General features: G+C 30.7%; 17 protein-coding genes and 1 other RNA gene. 17 read left to right on the top strand and 1 reads right to left on the bottom strand.

Annotated features, from left to right (window positions below; translation table 11 throughout):
* Positions 1 to 40 precede the first annotated feature (40 nt).
* From EDC18_RS06305 to EDC18_RS06260, 10 genes are all read left to right on the top strand, one after another.
* The gene (locus tag EDC18_RS06305) at positions 41 to 322 is read left to right on the top strand and encodes a hypothetical protein (RefSeq protein WP_132251418.1); all 282 of its coding nucleotides are present in this window, start codon (positions 41 to 43) and stop codon (positions 320 to 322) included.
* Positions 323 to 392: 70 nt separating this feature from the next.
* Positions 393 to 896: a hypothetical protein gene (locus EDC18_RS06300; protein WP_132251416.1), complete on the top strand. Its 504-nt coding sequence runs from the start codon at positions 393 to 395 to the stop codon at positions 894 to 896.
* A 28-nt stretch (positions 897 to 924) separates the two neighbouring features.
* A complete protein-coding gene (locus EDC18_RS06295; protein ID WP_132251414.1) occupies positions 925 to 1,485 on the top strand; it encodes an NUDIX hydrolase in 561 nt (186 codons plus the stop codon).
* An 85-nt stretch (positions 1,486 to 1,570) separates the two neighbouring features.
* Positions 1,571 to 2,287, top strand: coding sequence for an SDR family NAD(P)-dependent oxidoreductase (locus EDC18_RS06290; RefSeq protein ID WP_132251412.1), 717 nt, complete (start codon positions 1,571 to 1,573; stop codon positions 2,285 to 2,287).
* Between the two features lie 28 nt (positions 2,288 to 2,315).
* Positions 2,316 to 2,648 (top strand): hypothetical protein, encoded by a 333-nt coding sequence (locus tag EDC18_RS06285; RefSeq protein ID WP_132251410.1) that lies wholly within the window; start codon positions 2,316 to 2,318, stop codon positions 2,646 to 2,648.
* 56 nt (positions 2,649 to 2,704) lie between these two features.
* Entirely contained in the window at positions 2,705 to 2,965 is a 261-nt protein-coding gene (locus EDC18_RS06280) for a hypothetical protein (RefSeq protein WP_132251408.1), read from the top strand.
* A 109-nt stretch (positions 2,966 to 3,074) separates the two neighbouring features.
* Positions 3,075 to 3,491 carry a hypothetical protein gene (locus tag EDC18_RS06275; protein ID WP_132251406.1) on the top strand — a complete coding sequence of 139 codons (417 nt, stop codon included), beginning with the start codon at positions 3,075 to 3,077 and terminating at the stop codon, positions 3,489 to 3,491.
* A gap of 59 nt (positions 3,492 to 3,550) precedes the next feature.
* Complete coding sequence (locus EDC18_RS06270) at positions 3,551 to 3,967, top strand: VOC family protein (RefSeq protein WP_132251404.1); 417 nt, start codon at positions 3,551 to 3,553, stop codon at positions 3,965 to 3,967.
* 13 nt (positions 3,968 to 3,980) lie between these two features.
* Positions 3,981 to 4,496, top strand: coding sequence for a GNAT family N-acetyltransferase (locus tag EDC18_RS06265; protein WP_132251402.1), 516 nt, complete (start codon positions 3,981 to 3,983; stop codon positions 4,494 to 4,496).
* Between the two features lie 103 nt (positions 4,497 to 4,599).
* Positions 4,600 to 5,187 (top strand): YgaN family protein, encoded by a 588-nt coding sequence (locus EDC18_RS06260; protein WP_132251400.1) that lies wholly within the window; start codon positions 4,600 to 4,602, stop codon positions 5,185 to 5,187.
* Between the two features lie 27 nt (positions 5,188 to 5,214).
* On the opposite strand, the gene EDC18_RS06255 is transcribed toward EDC18_RS06260, so the two are convergent.
* Positions 5,215 to 5,715 (bottom strand): SEC-C metal-binding domain-containing protein, encoded by a 501-nt coding sequence (locus EDC18_RS06255; RefSeq protein WP_132251398.1) that lies wholly within the window; start codon positions 5,713 to 5,715, stop codon positions 5,215 to 5,217.
* A 395-nt stretch (positions 5,716 to 6,110) separates the two neighbouring features.
* Here EDC18_RS06255 and EDC18_RS06250 point away from each other — a divergent pair, with 395 nt between their 5' ends.
* From EDC18_RS06250 to rnpB, 7 genes are all read left to right on the top strand, one after another.
* On the top strand, positions 6,111 to 7,121 hold the full coding sequence (locus tag EDC18_RS06250) for a deoxyguanosinetriphosphate triphosphohydrolase (RefSeq protein WP_132251397.1): 1,011 nt from the start codon (positions 6,111 to 6,113) through the stop codon (positions 7,119 to 7,121).
* A 171-nt stretch (positions 7,122 to 7,292) separates the two neighbouring features.
* Positions 7,293 to 9,056: a DNA primase gene (dnaG, locus tag EDC18_RS06245; protein ID WP_132251395.1), complete on the top strand. Its 1,764-nt coding sequence runs from the start codon at positions 7,293 to 7,295 to the stop codon at positions 9,054 to 9,056.
* Between the two features lie 50 nt (positions 9,057 to 9,106).
* Complete coding sequence (rpoD, locus tag EDC18_RS06240) at positions 9,107 to 10,186, top strand: RNA polymerase sigma factor RpoD (RefSeq protein ID WP_132251393.1); 1,080 nt, start codon at positions 9,107 to 9,109, stop codon at positions 10,184 to 10,186.
* A 53-nt stretch (positions 10,187 to 10,239) separates the two neighbouring features.
* A complete protein-coding gene (locus tag EDC18_RS06235) occupies positions 10,240 to 10,926 on the top strand; it encodes a tRNA (adenine(22)-N(1))-methyltransferase (RefSeq protein WP_132251391.1) in 687 nt (228 codons plus the stop codon).
* A complete protein-coding gene (locus EDC18_RS06230; protein ID WP_132251390.1) occupies positions 10,917 to 12,029 on the top strand; it encodes a Nif3-like dinuclear metal center hexameric protein in 1,113 nt (370 codons plus the stop codon). Before EDC18_RS06235 ends, EDC18_RS06230 begins: the two co-directional genes overlap by 10 nt.
* 18 nt (positions 12,030 to 12,047) lie before the next feature.
* On the top strand, positions 12,048 to 13,715 hold the full coding sequence (locus EDC18_RS06225) for a nucleoside kinase (protein ID WP_132251388.1): 1,668 nt from the start codon (positions 12,048 to 12,050) through the stop codon (positions 13,713 to 13,715).
* Between the two features lie 73 nt (positions 13,716 to 13,788).
* An RNA gene (gene rnpB, locus EDC18_RS06220) (RNase P RNA component class A) lies at positions 13,789 to 14,141 on the top strand.
* The last annotated feature ends 277 nt before the right edge of the window (positions 14,142 to 14,418 follow it).

Raw genomic sequence — 14,418 nt, 5'->3', positions numbered from 1 at the left:
ATTAAGATGGTTATAGGTATTAAAAATGGAGGGATTTTGTATGTTAAATGATTTATTAGAATTTGGCAAGATGGATTTAAAAAGGATAATAAAAAACTATTTTTTGTTGGGGTGTATTCTTAATCTGTTTATCTCTATTGTATTGGGGGTAGTTGTAATTAGAATTCTTGGTAATACAATGATGAAAGAGGATTATATCACTTTAGCATTGTTTGTAGGGATAATATTTTTCATTGTTATGTCATTGATATGGAAGGTAGTTTGTGAATTGCTTTATATTATTTTTAATAGGATACAGATGAAACAAGAGGAAATAAAATAAGTTGGTGAGTGGGACAAAAGATAAGTATTAAAGTATAAATAAACTGGTTAAAAGAAAGGAAAATTTGCAAATGGATATATTTTTTACAATCTTTAATATAATACTACTAGCAATAATTATATCAACACTTTTATCAAAAAAAGTGTCTGTACAAAATGTTGTTTTTGAAACAAAAACCACTTTAATGTATAAGCTTATGGTGGTTTTAGGTGTTTTAGCTATTATTACACTAATTGTTTTTGGTATTAGAATTATTCAAGGTACTGAGCAGTTTGGGTCTTACTATATAACATTGGTGGCAATTGTATTATTACAATGTCTAACATACCCTAGAAAAATAGTTGCTAATGAAGAAGGGTTTTATTATATGACTACTTTCGGTGGATCAAGACCAATAGGCACATTTAAAGAAGTAACAGATTATAATATTTCTATAAAAGGCCGTCTTAGTTTTAGTATTAAAAATGCTCAAGAGAAGGTTTCCCAAGTATGGGTGATTGGAAAGTTAAATGAGGATGAAATAAAGGCAGTAAAAAAATTAATGAAAGAAAAGATTAAGACTAATAAAAAATAAAGAAAGATAGCATAAAAGGTGACAGTTTATGAGCTGGATTAAAGGGATTGAAGGGTTTAGACCATATAATGAACAAGAGAAAAAAGACAAAGAACTCATACTTCAGTATATTCATCAATTTAATGATATTCTGACGAGAGATAATCAATTGGTACATATAACCAGTTCTGGTTTTGTGTTAAATAAAGAAAAAGACAAAGTATTAATGGTTCATCATAATATATTCAATGCTTGGTCATTGCCAGGTGGACATGCAGATGGGGAAGAAGATTTATTGAATGTCGCCATTAAGGAAGTACAGGAAGAAACAGGGGTAATGAATGTAGCACCTATTACTATAGATATAATAGCTTTGGATATTTTACCTGTTTTAGGACATATGAAAAAAGGACAGTATAATTCTGCTCATTTACATTTGTCAGTAGTATATCTTTTAGAAGTAGATGAAGATGAGCCTCTTACAGTAAAAAAGGATGAAAATAGCGATGTGAAATGGATTCCAATAGATGAGGTAGTTAAATGCTCTAATGAACCTCATATGCAGAAGGTATATAATAAAATAATATCAAAAATAAACTTCCAGTTATAGTAATAAGCACTATACAATCAATTATAATGTGAAGGTATAGGATAGGACTTAAGTAAATTCAATTGTGTAGGGGGATTTCTGATCTATGAAAAAAGCAATTGTAATTGGCGCTTCGTCAGGTATAGGAAAAGAACTTTCAATAATATTGGATCAAAACAATTATCGGGTAGGTCTTGTTGGAAGAAGAAAAGAATTATTAATTAATCTTCAGAAAGAATTAAAAAACACATCATATATAAAATGTCTTGATGTTTCTTCCACAGAGGAATCCATTTGTAAATTACAAGAGTTAATTCAAGAAATGGAAGGTGTAGATTTAATTATTATTAGTGCAGGTTGTGGTTACATTAATCCAAAACTTGATTTTGAATTTGAGAAGAAAACAATTGAAGTTAATGTATTAGGTTTTACAGCTATGATTAATGCTGCCTATAATTATTTTAATGTTAAAGGAAAAGGTCATATTGTGGGTATTTCATCTATTGCAGCATTTAGAGGTAGTTACGGTGAACCTGCTTATAATGCCTCAAAAGCTTATGTATCTAATTATATGGAAGGTCTAAGTATAAAAGCAAAAAAAGATAAATTGCCAATCATTGTTACAGATATAAAGCCAGGATTTGTAGATACGGATATGGCTCAAGGAGAAGGCCTTTTTTGGGTAGCGCCTCCAAGGAAAGCTGCATTGCAGATATATAAAGCTATAAAAAAAGAGAAAGAACATCTTTATGTAACAAAAAGATGGCGATTGGTTGCCTGGTTACTTAAAATATTACCAAAGAAAATTTATAGTAAACTTTAGAATTGTTTAATAATAGGGGGATTAGAAGATGAAGGATTTTTGTAAGGCTTTAGCGTTGGTAGTAGCAATAGTTGGCGTATTAAGTTGTTTATATACTTTGCTAAACTATATATCTTTTTTAGCAGTTGGGTTACAGCTTTTAAGTACAATTACATTAGCTACCATATTATATTGTATTGGAGAAATACTAGATTTATTAGAAGTTAATAATAGTCGAGTTTATAAAATAGAAGGACAATTAGACTCTAAAAATAGTATACTATTAAATTCATCCAATACAAAAGCAAATTTAGCTGTACCTAATAGCGATACAGTTTGGTGTGTGGTAAATGTGGTGTGCAAAAGGATTAGGGTAATATAAGTGGTAAAGTTTGTGGGGAATACAAATAAATTATTATTTTAGGGGAGGATATTGAAATGAATCAAAAAGTAAGTAGAATTACTGGAATAATTGCAGGGATTATTGCTATTACCACAGGTGCTTTAACTATATTTGGTAAAATTATGATACCTGGATTAGGGCCATTTTCTTTAGCAGTTACAATGGTTACATTAGTATATTCTATAAGATATCAATATAAAGAAGGAAAAGAAAAAAGAGTATTCCTTGGAATTGCAATAGTAGCTGTTATATTAAATATTATGGCAGGGATAGCTCAGATTGTGGCTAGTAGATAATGAATTGAGCCATATAAACTAGCACTTTTTTAAAGCTGTAGAGCTGGTGCTTTTGAATATGCAGTAGAAAAGATACCTATTAGAGAGCATTGTAGAGGTGAGAAAATTAATGACAAGGAAAAAGAAAATATTACTTGGCGTAATAGCATTTTTTATATTGATCATAACCTATAACTTTATTCCTAAAAGCTTAACTTGGATTATATATTCAAATCAAGCAAATATAAAAAACATTATTGTAAAGGATGGTTCTTCAGGATATGAATTCACCTTAGATGATGATGCCAAGGAACAGGTGTTAAATTATTTGTATAGTGTACGTTATAGAAGAAAGATAGATCTTAAAGCTAGTGGAGGTTGGTCCTATAGGTTAGAGTTAAGTTCTTTTTTTGGAAAAAGAACAATTACATTAGAAGGGGATGATGCCCTTAGAATAGGAAGAAAAGCTTTTATAACATTAGATGCAGAAGCTATTAAAAATTTAAGAGATTATTTAGATGAAATTAATGAATTTATACCCTTTTAATGTAACTGAAATGGCGTTAACTTATTAGTATTATAAAATTATTTTGAGGAGTGGCCATTATGTCAAAATCAAAAGTTATGCCTTTTTTAATGTTTCAAGGAAATGCAGAAGAAGCTATGAATTATTACACGTCATTAGTAGCAGAGTCAAAAATCATTAATATTGCTCGATATGGCCCAAATGAATTAGGTAGAGAAAATAGTGTGAAGCAAGGCGTGTTTTCTTTAAAGGGTCAAGAATTTATGTGCGTTGACAGTAATGGACAACAAGAGATCTTTAAACCATCTTTCTCATTATATTTAGAGTGTGAGTCTGAAGAAGAAATTGATCGGCTATATGATCAATTAATTATTGGTGGAGAAATCATTATGCCACTAGGGAATTATAATTCTAGCAAAATGTTTACTTGGGTAATTGATAAATTCGGCATCTCATGGCAACTTAATTTACAAAATGATATTTATAATATTGTATAAGTAGGTGATAAATTTGAAATTTATTATTGAAAGTGAAAGACTTGGGTTAAGAGAAATAACATACGATGACTTTAGAGAAATTAGGAAAATACTTCAAGATGGAGAAGTTATGTATGCTTGGGAAGAAGGTTTTTCTGATGAAGAAATTGTAAAGTGGATCAATGAAAATATTAGACGATATGAAAAAGATGGTTTTAGTTATTACGCTGCCATTGAGAAGAACACAGGTCAATTGATTGGTGTAATGGGACCTTTAATTGAAAATATAAAAGGTAAAAAGCATATTGGTGTTGCTTATATATTGCATAAAGATTATTGGAATAAAGGTTATGCCAGTGAGGGTGTAAAAGAGAGTATTAACTATGCCTTTAGCACTCTTAATGCACAAAAAGTTATAGCCCAAATAAGACCTAATAATTTAAGTTCAAGAAAAGTTGTTGAAAAGTTAGGTATGAATATTGAAGGGGAATATATAAAGGTATACAAAGGAAAAGAAATGCCCCATTTGATTTATAGTATTGAAAAGTAGCGTTGTTAAAAAGAGTATAGCACTTTGTTTTGCTAATATTATTGGTTAGTCCGTACGGTTATTAAGAAAGTTGACAGATTCAAGAAAATAAAAGGGGTTAAATATGAGAAATAAAATTATTTTATTATTAGTTATAGTGTTATTAACAGGATGTAATAGAATTGAAGGGACTTCTTCGTATATAAGAGGAGCAAATCTAACAGAAGATCAAAAAGAAATAGTAAAATTAATAGGTGAGCAAATTTATATATTTGAGTACCAACTTAAAGAAGAGTATGCAAGATTAGATACTTGGTGGGAACTTTATAAAAAAGGTGAATATATAGGTAAGCAATTGGATATGTCATCAATAATAAATGGAAAAAAGGGGTATATTGCTGAAGTAAGAAACAATAAAAGTTGGCAAATCTCACATAAAACTGGTGATTCAGTTGCAAGAATGATTGCTGATAATTTAGATGTAATTGATGGTCACGAAACTTCTGGTAAAGCAACTAGCACATTAAATGATTCTGTAACAATAAGCAAGGATCAAGAAATTGTATTAATGGTATTAATGATGAGTGAAGATGGAAGAATGTCTGTGTATGATCCACACTATTATGTAGAAAATCCAGAAGTTATAGAAGAGTATGATTATATATATTTGTTAAAATGTGCATTTAGTAATAAAGGAATGAGAGAAGATTAAAAGGCGGATAATATCCGCCTTAAATTATTAATTATCAATACAACATTTTTTGAATTTTTTCCCACTGCCACAAGGACAAGGGTCATTTCTATTGATTTTAGTATCTTTTACTACAGTTTGTGTTTTGTTGTATTCTTTTTTGATTTCTTTTCTTTTTTCTTCAGTAAGTATAGTGTCCCAAGACTCTAGATTAAATAACCAGCTTGCTTTAGCATCAAGCATATTAAAGTACAGCTTTTCAAAATCAATAGTAAGGTTTAAAGCACTATCTTCTGTTAATGAATCTAAATCTACAGCCTCTGTAAGACTTGTGTTAATACCATCTAAGAAACCAATAAAAGTAATATGATCCATATCATATTTTTTTGCTAATTCTGCCAATGTTCCCTCTAATGTAGAAATATTGTTTTGTAATAAATTGTCATAAACTGCTTGCTCCTGAGAAAAATATGCTTCCCAAAACTCATTATATTCTTCTTCCGAACGTTCAGCACCAGCATAATCTTGCCATTCTGTATACAAACTCATAATCGTATATCCTTTCTCATAAGTAATTCATATTTTTATCAAAGGTATTATAGCATAGTTTGCCATTAATGCAAAGATTCTATTACATAAAAATTATAATAGAGCAGTATAAACCACTAAATCCAGTAGCAAATTCCAATTCATTTTATATCCTTGTAATAATCCGTCTTTATAAGTTGTATACTTAATAGGAGCTATTGGTATTTTGAGGATTTTTCCTCTTAGGAAAGGTATAGATATTTGCTTTTAATTATATTCACATAGAGTTGTGTTTCATAAATGGTTTTTAAAATAAATTAAATGGTTATTATTTCCTGTTTTTAAAAAGGAATTTTATAATTTGTGTCGTATAATAAGTATATGTGTATTATTGGAAAAAGGAGGATAGATAAAGTATGAATCTTAGACAACAAAGAGAAGATATAGAAGAGCAAATTCTTAGTCCCTATGCCTGTTTAAATAAAAATTCAAAGGGAAGAACTATACAGGAAGAACCTTGCGATATTAGAACGAACTTTCAGAGAGACAGAGACAGGGTTATACATTCTAAAGCATTTCGTCGATTAAAACATAAAACCCAAGTTTTTATCTCACCAGAAGGAGATCACTATAGAACAAGACTTACCCATACCTTAGAAGTCGCTCAAATAGCAAGGACTATAGCTAGAGCGTTAAGACTTAATGAAGATTTAACAGAGGCCATAGCATTAGCCCATGATTTAGGCCATACGCCCTTTGGTCATGCAGGTGAACATGCCCTAGAGAAAGTTTGTCCATTAGGATTTAAACATTATGAGCAAAGTTTACGTGTTGTAGAAAAACTAGAAAATAAAGGCAAAGGTCTTAATCTTTCTTGGGAAGTAAAAGATGGCATACTGAATCATCCAACGGCTGGTCAACCAATAACCTTAGAAGGTAAGATTGTTAGATTATCAGATAAGATCGCTTATATAAATCATGATATTGACGATGCCATAAGAGGGAAAATTTTAAAAAGTGAAGAATTACCTGATGAATATACCAAAGTATTAGGAAAAACTTCAGGAGAAAGAATTGATAATATTATACATAATATTGTTAATAATAGTATAAATAACAATGATATTACTATGAGTCCAGATTTTGAAGAAGCGACTAAAAACATTAGAAAATATATGTTTATGAACGTTTATGTAGGATCCACTGCAAAAAAACACGAAAGAAAAGCGCAAAATATAATCATAGAATTATACAATCATTTTGTAAAAAACTATCAAGAACTTCCTATCGAATACCAACAGCTAATTGAGAGAAATGAAGAGCCTGTAGAGCGAATAGTATGTGATTATATTGCAGGAATGACAGATAGATTTGCCATCAAAAAATTTGCAGAAATATTTGTTCCAACATCTTGGGATATCTATTAACCATATAAAACAAACAAGCAAGAATGTGATTTTAACTACAAAATTAGTCAAATCTTACAAACTTTTATAAAATTAAAGGAAAATATGTATTTCTGTCGAAACTGTAAAAGGGAAATTTATAAATACAATCTTTGAAGTGTAAGTAGATATTTTCTTAGAAGGAGCTTTCTAATGTATTATCCAGAAGAATTAATAGAAGAGATTCGTATGAATAATGATATTGTTGATATTGTTTCTAGTTATGTGAATCTTAAAAAAAAGGGTAATTCTTTTTTTGGATTATGTCCTTTTCATAACGAAAGAACACCTTCTTTTTCAGTATCTCCTGAAAGGCAAATGTACCATTGTTTTGGTTGTGGTGTAGGAGGCAATGTATACACTTTTGTTATGGAATACGAGAATTTCTCGTTTTTAGAAGCAGTTAAACAATTAGCTGATAGAGCCAATATAAGACTTCCATCACCAGAAATTACAGAGGAAGCTAAAAAGCAATTAGATGAAAAGCAGCAATTCCTTGATATTAATAAAGCAGCAGCAAGATATTTTTATTATCAATTAAAAGGTGAAAGAGGAAAAAAGGCCTTAGAATATTTTAATAATAGAGAAATTACAAATGATATTATTAAAAAGTTTGGTTTAGGGTATTCTAATTTCTATGGAGATGACTTATACAAATACCTAAAAAAAATGGGTTACTCTGATTCAGCATTAGTAGATGTTGGATTAGTGGTAAAAGATAAAAACAATGCTTATACAGATCGTTTTTGGAATCGTGTTATGTTTCCTATCTTTGATGTTCATAATAGAGTTATTGCTTTTGGTGGAAGAGTATTAGGTGATGGAAATCCTAAATATTTAAATTCTCCAGAAACAAAGCTTTTTGATAAAAGTAAGAACCTTTATGGTCTAAATCTTGCAAGAATGGCACGAAAAGACCACCTTTTAATAGTAGAAGGCTATATGGATGTTATATCTTTACACCAAGCTGGGTATAATCAAACAGTAGCGTCATTAGGTACAGCATTTACCAGTGGTCAAGCACGCTTATTAAAACGTTATACAGATGATGTGTATATCGCTTATGACAATGACGACGCAGGTACCAATGCAACCCTTCGAGCAATTCCAATTTTAAAAGATGCTGGACTAACTGTCAAGGTTCTAAATTTAAATCCTTACAAAGATCCAGATGAATTTATAAAAAAACTTGGACCAGAAGCCTTTGAAGACCGCATAGATACAGCAAAAAACGGATTTTTATATGAATTAGAAATTACCGAAAAAAGTTATAATCTAAAAGATCCAGATGCAAAAACAAAATTCATTAATAAAATAGCTGAGAAAATATTAGAAATTGAAAATCCTATTGAAAAAGAAAATTATATTGAAGCCATTGCAACAAATTATAAAATGAACAAAGAAAACTTAGTTAATCTTGTGAATCAACTTGGTTCAAAAGTTGGTTTGGTTGAGAAGAGACCTTCTTCAGTGTTTTTTAATAATAAAAAAGAAAAAAAGGAAGAAGGAATCGTACAAGCTCAAAAATTACTATTAGTGTATTTGATAAAAGAAAAAAAATTATATGATAAGATCTCAAAATACATTTCGCCAATGGATTTTAAAGATGAAATATATCATAAAATAGCTAAAAATATTTATGAATTATATGAAGAAGAAAAAGAAATTCAAGCCGCTAAAATAATCAACCAATTTACAACGGTAGAAGAACAAAAGACAGTTGCTAACTTATTTAATATGCAAGTTAGTGATTTAAATATAAAAGATAAAGAAAAGTTAATTAATGAAACAGCTTATAAATTAAAACGATTTAGTTTAGATTATGCAAGTAGAAACGCTAAAGATGTTCAAGAGTTACAACAAATAATATTAGAGCAAAGTCAATTGCAAAAAATGCATATTTTACTTTCGGATTAAAAATCCTTAACGATAGATTGAACTTAAAAGACATGGAAGGATGAAAACTTATGAAGGCAAATGAAGAGAATATCTTAAGGTTTAATGAAAAACTTAAAGAGCTCCTAATAATAGCTAAAAAGAAAAAAAATGTATTGGAATACAAAGAAATAATGGAGTATTTTAGTGAGTTTGAATTAGAACCTGATCAAATAGAAAAAATCTATGAATACTTAGAAGCTAATAATGTAGATGTATTAGGTATGATAGAAGAAGAAGAAGAAGAGGAAGAAGAACTAGACTTATCTTTACCAGAAGGTTTAAGTATTGATGACCCTGTTCGAATGTACCTTAAAGAAATTGGTAAAGTACCTCTTTTATCAGCAGAAGAAGAAATTGACTTAGCTCAAAGAATGGAAACAGGAGATCAAGAAGCAAAACGAAGATTGGCAGAAGCAAACTTAAGACTAGTTGTTAGTATTGCAAAAAGATATGTGGGTAGAGGGATGTTATTCTTAGACCTTATTCAAGAAGGTAATCTAGGACTTATAAAAGCTGTTGAGAAATTTGATTATAGAAAAGGGTACAAGTTCAGTACTTATGCTACTTGGTGGATTAGACAAGCTATTACAAGAGCTATAGCAGATCAAGCAAGAACCATAAGAATACCTGTTCATATGGTAGAAACCATTAACAAGCTTATAAGAGTATCAAGACAATTATTACAAGAACTTGGCAGAGAGCCATCTCCAGAAGAAATTGCAGAAGAATTGGATATGCAAGTAGAAAAAGTAAGGGAGATATTAAAAATATCTCAAGAGCCTGTGTCTTTAGAAACACCAATCGGTGAAGAAGAGGACAGTCATTTAGGAGACTTTATTCAAGATGAAAATGTACCTGTTCCTGCGGATGCAGCTGCCTTTACATTGTTAAAAGAACAATTAGTGGAGGTATTAGAAACTCTAACAGATAGAGAACAAAAAGTATTAAGATTACGTTTTGGTCTAGATGATGGAAGAGCTAGAACACTTGAAGAAGTAGGAAAAGAATTTAATGTAACAAGAGAAAGAATTAGACAGATAGAAGCGAAGGCATTAAGAAAACTAAGACATCCAAGTAGAAGTAGAAAATTAAAAGATTACCTAGAGTAATACTTATTGAAGTTGAGCAATCAACTTCATTTTTATAGGAAGAAGTGGAAAATATGAATTTATCTAAAAGAATGACAGCAGTTGCTAATAGTGTAATCAAAGGCTCCAGTATAGCAGATATTGGAACAGACCACGGGTATATTCCTATTGAATTGGCTAAAAACAATATGATTACAAAAGCAATTGCCATGGATATAAACAAAGGGCCATTAGAAAAAGCAAGAAAAAATATTGAGAGCAATAACTTATTAGGTGTTATTGAAACAAGATTGTCTAATGGACTAGAGAAATTAGAAGAAAATGAAGTTGATATAGTGATCATTGCTGGCATGGGTGGAGAATTAATCAATCAAATTCTTCAAGAGGGTGAGAAAAAAATTACCCATCTAAAAAGATTGATTGTACAACCTCAAACGGAAATCTATAAAGTAAGAAAAAGACTGCATCACATAGGATATCAAATCATTGATGAAATCATGGTGGAAGAAGAAGGAAAGTATTATTTTATTATCCTATCAGAAAAAGGCAATGAAATTTATGAAAATCCAACATATTATTATTATGGAAAACATTTAATAGAAAAAAAGGATCCTATATTTAAAGAGTACGTAGAAAAAGGTCTAGAGAAAAACAATCAGCTTTTACATAGGCTAATAGATCAATCCCCTAGTGCAGTAGACAGAATCGAAGCAATAAAAGAAGAAATAAAAGTAATGAAGGAGGTATTAATTTGCCTTTAAAGACAAAAAAAATTATTGATTTTATTGAAGAATTAACACCACCCAAATACGCTTATGAATGGGATAATGTTGGCTTACTCATTGGAGAAAAAGACCAAGAAGTTAAAAAAATAATGGTAGCATTGGATGCCACTGAAAATGTTGTGGATGAAGCAGTGAAAAACAAAGTAGATTTATTGATAACCCATCATCCAATGGTTTTTAAAGGGGTAAAAAGAATTACCACTGATGACTTTTTAGGCAGAAAAATTCTTAAGCTCATTAGACATAACATTTCTTTGTATGCAGCACATACCAATTTAGATGCAGTGGGCAGTTTAAGTGATTTATTATCAAAAAAATTAAAATTGCAAAATATAGAGTTACTAGATACTAAAGAAACAGAAAAACTTTATAAGCTGGTTGTATTTACACCTATTACACATGGCGATAATGTAAGAGAGGCTATTTGTAACGTAGGGGCTGGACATATTGGAAACTATTCTCATTGTACTTATAATATACAAGGAGAAGGGACATTTAAACCGTTAGAAGGCACTAACCCTTATATAGGTGAACAAGGTCAGTTAGAAAAAGTGGAAGAAATTAGAATAGAAACAATTGTAAAAGAAAAAGATATGCCTAAGGTTATAAAATCTTTGTTAGAGGCTCATCCCTATGAAGAAGTTGCTTATGACATATATCCTCTAGAAAACAGAGGTGAGGCAATAGGTATTGGCAGATTAGGTTCATTGCCTACAAATATGACCATAGAAGAGTTTGGAAGACTCATTAAAAAACAGTTAGGCATTGGTTCTGTTAGAATATATGGTGATTTGAATCAATCCATTGAAAAAGTAGCAGTTTGCCCAGGTAAAGGAGCATCTTATATTAAAAATGCAATGAGAAAAAATGCAGATATCATTGTAACTGGAGACATTGATTATCATACAGCCATTGACACCCTACAAGAAGGGTTGCCATTAATAGATGCAGGACATTTTGGAACTGAACATATTATTGTGGATTTCCTAATAGACTTATTAAGAGATGCCTTTTTAAATGACAATAAAGACCTTGAAATAATTAGATCACAAGAAAAAAATCCTTATATTACAATATAATAAACAGGAGGGGTTCCAATGGATAGTAAACTAAAAGTTATCATTGATGGAGATATTAAAGAAGTAAAAAGTGGTATATCCTTAAAAGAGCTTAGCAAAGAATATGCTGAAAAATACAAAGGGATTATCGTACTTGCTATAGTAGATAATAAATTATCTGAGTTAACAAAAGAAATTGATAAAGAATGTATTATTGATTTTGTTAGTACTTCAGACCAAGACGGATCAAGAACTTATAAAAGAAGTGCATCATTTGTACTAATTAAGGCTATTTTTGATGTGCTTGGCAAAGACAAAGTAAGAAAAGTGATCATTCACTATTCTATAAGTAAAGGGTACTATTGTGAGATTGATTATGATGAGACCTTAGGCGAAGATAAATTAAAACAAATCAAGGGAAGAATGGATGAAATAGTAAAATTAGATTTACCTATAGAAAAAAGAACTGTTAAAGTAGATGAAGCCATAGATATCTTTGAGAAAAATAAAATGTACGATAAAGTAAAATTATTCAATTATCGCCGTGTATCCAATGTTAATCTGTATAAAATAGATGATATCGAAGATTATTTTTATGGTTATATGGTGCCTAGTACAGGATGTCTTGATAAATTTGAATTGCATTCGTATGATAGAGGATTTGTAATACAATTCCCTTCTTTAGAAAATCCAGGGAAAGTTGCAAAATTTGAGCCACAAAACAAACTTTTCTCTGTGTTGCAAGAAGCAACCAATTGGGGACAGCAATTAAATGTCGATACTGTTGGTGCGTTAAACGATACCATCGCATCAGGGAAAATGAATGAATTAATTTTAATTGCTGAAGCATTACAAGAGAAAAAAATCGCAGAAATTGCTGATAATATAGCAAAACAAAGAGGAAAAAGAATCATACTTATAGCAGGACCATCATCATCAGGTAAAACGACTTTTTCCCATAGGCTTTCTATACAATTAAAAGTGCAGGGGTTAACGCCACATCCAATTCCTGTAGACGATTACTTTGTAAATAGGGATGATACACCACTAGATGAATATGGTAATTATGACTTTGAAAGTCTTCACGCCATTGATTTGAAACAATTTAATGAAGATATGAATAAGTTATTAGATGGAGAAGAAGTCAATCTTCCAACATATAACTTTAAAACAGGTAAAAGAGAATATAAGGGGAAAAAATTACAATTGCAAAAAAGCGATATTTTAGTTATTGAAGGAATACATGGCCTAAATAGTCAATTAACTCATTCATTGCCAGAAGAAAGTAAATACAAGATATATATTAGTGCATTAACTCAGTTAAACATAGATGAACACAATCGTGTATCAACGACAGATGGTAGACTCATTAGAAGAATGGTTAGAGATTATGAGTATAGAGGTATGAGTGCAAAAGACACAATTGCAATGTGGCCATCTGTAAGACGGGGCGAAGAAAGAAATATATTCCCATTCCAAGAAGAAGCAGACATTATGTTTAATTCTGCTTTGGTTTATGAATTAGCCATATTAAAACAATACGCAGAGCCAATGTTATTTAGCATTCCTAAGGACAGTCCGGAGCATGTAGAAGCCAAAAGATTAATTAAGTTCCTTGACTATTTCTTAGGGGTTAGTAGTGAGGCTGTGCCAAAGAACTCCATAATCAGAGAGTTTATTGGCGGAAGTTGCTTTAAAACCCATTAATGAAAAAAACTTCCTTTTGACAAATAAGCAAGTAGATGGTATTATAACTATCGAATATAAAACTAAATAAAAATGAGTAAATTAAATGATCGCGTGTGCGAATTCCGAAAGGATGTACATGAGGAAAGTCCGAGCTCCATAGGGCAGAGTGCTGGATAACGTCCAGTGGAGGCGACTCTAAGGAAAGTGCAACAGAAATAAACCGCCTATCTTTTGATAGGTAAGGATGGAAAGGTGAGGTAAGAGCTCACCGCCCCTTTGGTGACAAAGGGGGCACATGTAAACCCCACTCGGAGCAAAACCGAATAGCAGAGCATTATGGCGGCCCGCCATGCTCTCGGGTAGGTTGCTAGAGCTTACTGGTGACAGTAAGTCGAGATAGATGATCATTCACGACAGAACTCGGCTTAACGATTTGCTCATTTTAAAAGATAAATAACACTGACTCTTGGTTGGTGTTTTTTTGCATGTTAAAATAATTTTTAACATGATAATCTGTGAATTACAATTATTATACTCCTTTCCGTAATTGATTGGTTGTATTAATGCTATTTGGCCTGTTGTTGTTGATGAAAGTAAGCAATAATGGTAAAATATTCTAAGTAGCAAAAATTAATACATAAGTTATAAAAATATTTAAGAGGATATTTTGCATCTTGCTACAAAAGAGAGTGATGAAAACAATAATCGCAAGCGATTATTG

It is taken from the genome of Natranaerovirga pectinivora, assembly GCF_004342165.1.
GTDB lineage: Bacteria > Bacillota > Clostridia > Lachnospirales > DSM-24629 > Natranaerovirga > Natranaerovirga pectinivora.
Note: the sequence above shows the minus strand (reverse complement) of the source record. Positions and strands in the feature narration are given on the sequence as shown.

Coding starts and splice junctions, on each gene's coding strand:
- EDC18_RS06280 (WP_132251408.1), top strand. CDS start 2,705: ATGAATCAAAAAGTAAGTAGAATTACTGGAATAATTGCAGGGATTATT.
- EDC18_RS06300 (WP_132251416.1), top strand. CDS start 393: ATGGATATATTTTTTACAATCTTTAATATAATACTACTAGCAATAATT.
- EDC18_RS06285 (WP_132251410.1), top strand. CDS start 2,316: ATGAAGGATTTTTGTAAGGCTTTAGCGTTGGTAGTAGCAATAGTTGGC.
- EDC18_RS06225 (WP_132251388.1), top strand. CDS start 12,048: ATGGATAGTAAACTAAAAGTTATCATTGATGGAGATATTAAAGAAGTA.
- EDC18_RS06290 (WP_132251412.1), top strand. CDS start 1,571: ATGAAAAAAGCAATTGTAATTGGCGCTTCGTCAGGTATAGGAAAAGAA.
- EDC18_RS06275 (WP_132251406.1), top strand. CDS start 3,075: ATGACAAGGAAAAAGAAAATATTACTTGGCGTAATAGCATTTTTTATA.
- EDC18_RS06260 (WP_132251400.1), top strand. CDS start 4,600: ATGAGAAATAAAATTATTTTATTATTAGTTATAGTGTTATTAACAGGA.
- rpoD (WP_132251393.1), top strand. CDS start 9,107: ATGAAGGCAAATGAAGAGAATATCTTAAGGTTTAATGAAAAACTTAAA.
- dnaG (WP_132251395.1), top strand. CDS start 7,293: ATGTATTATCCAGAAGAATTAATAGAAGAGATTCGTATGAATAATGAT.
- EDC18_RS06255 (WP_132251398.1), bottom strand. CDS start 5,715: ATGAGTTTGTATACAGAATGGCAAGATTATGCTGGTGCTGAACGTTCG.
- EDC18_RS06235 (WP_132251391.1), top strand. CDS start 10,240: ATGAATTTATCTAAAAGAATGACAGCAGTTGCTAATAGTGTAATCAAA.
- EDC18_RS06295 (WP_132251414.1), top strand. CDS start 925: ATGAGCTGGATTAAAGGGATTGAAGGGTTTAGACCATATAATGAACAA.
- EDC18_RS06305 (WP_132251418.1), top strand. CDS start 41: ATGTTAAATGATTTATTAGAATTTGGCAAGATGGATTTAAAAAGGATA.
- EDC18_RS06270 (WP_132251404.1), top strand. CDS start 3,551: ATGTCAAAATCAAAAGTTATGCCTTTTTTAATGTTTCAAGGAAATGCA.
- EDC18_RS06250 (WP_132251397.1), top strand. CDS start 6,111: ATGAATCTTAGACAACAAAGAGAAGATATAGAAGAGCAAATTCTTAGT.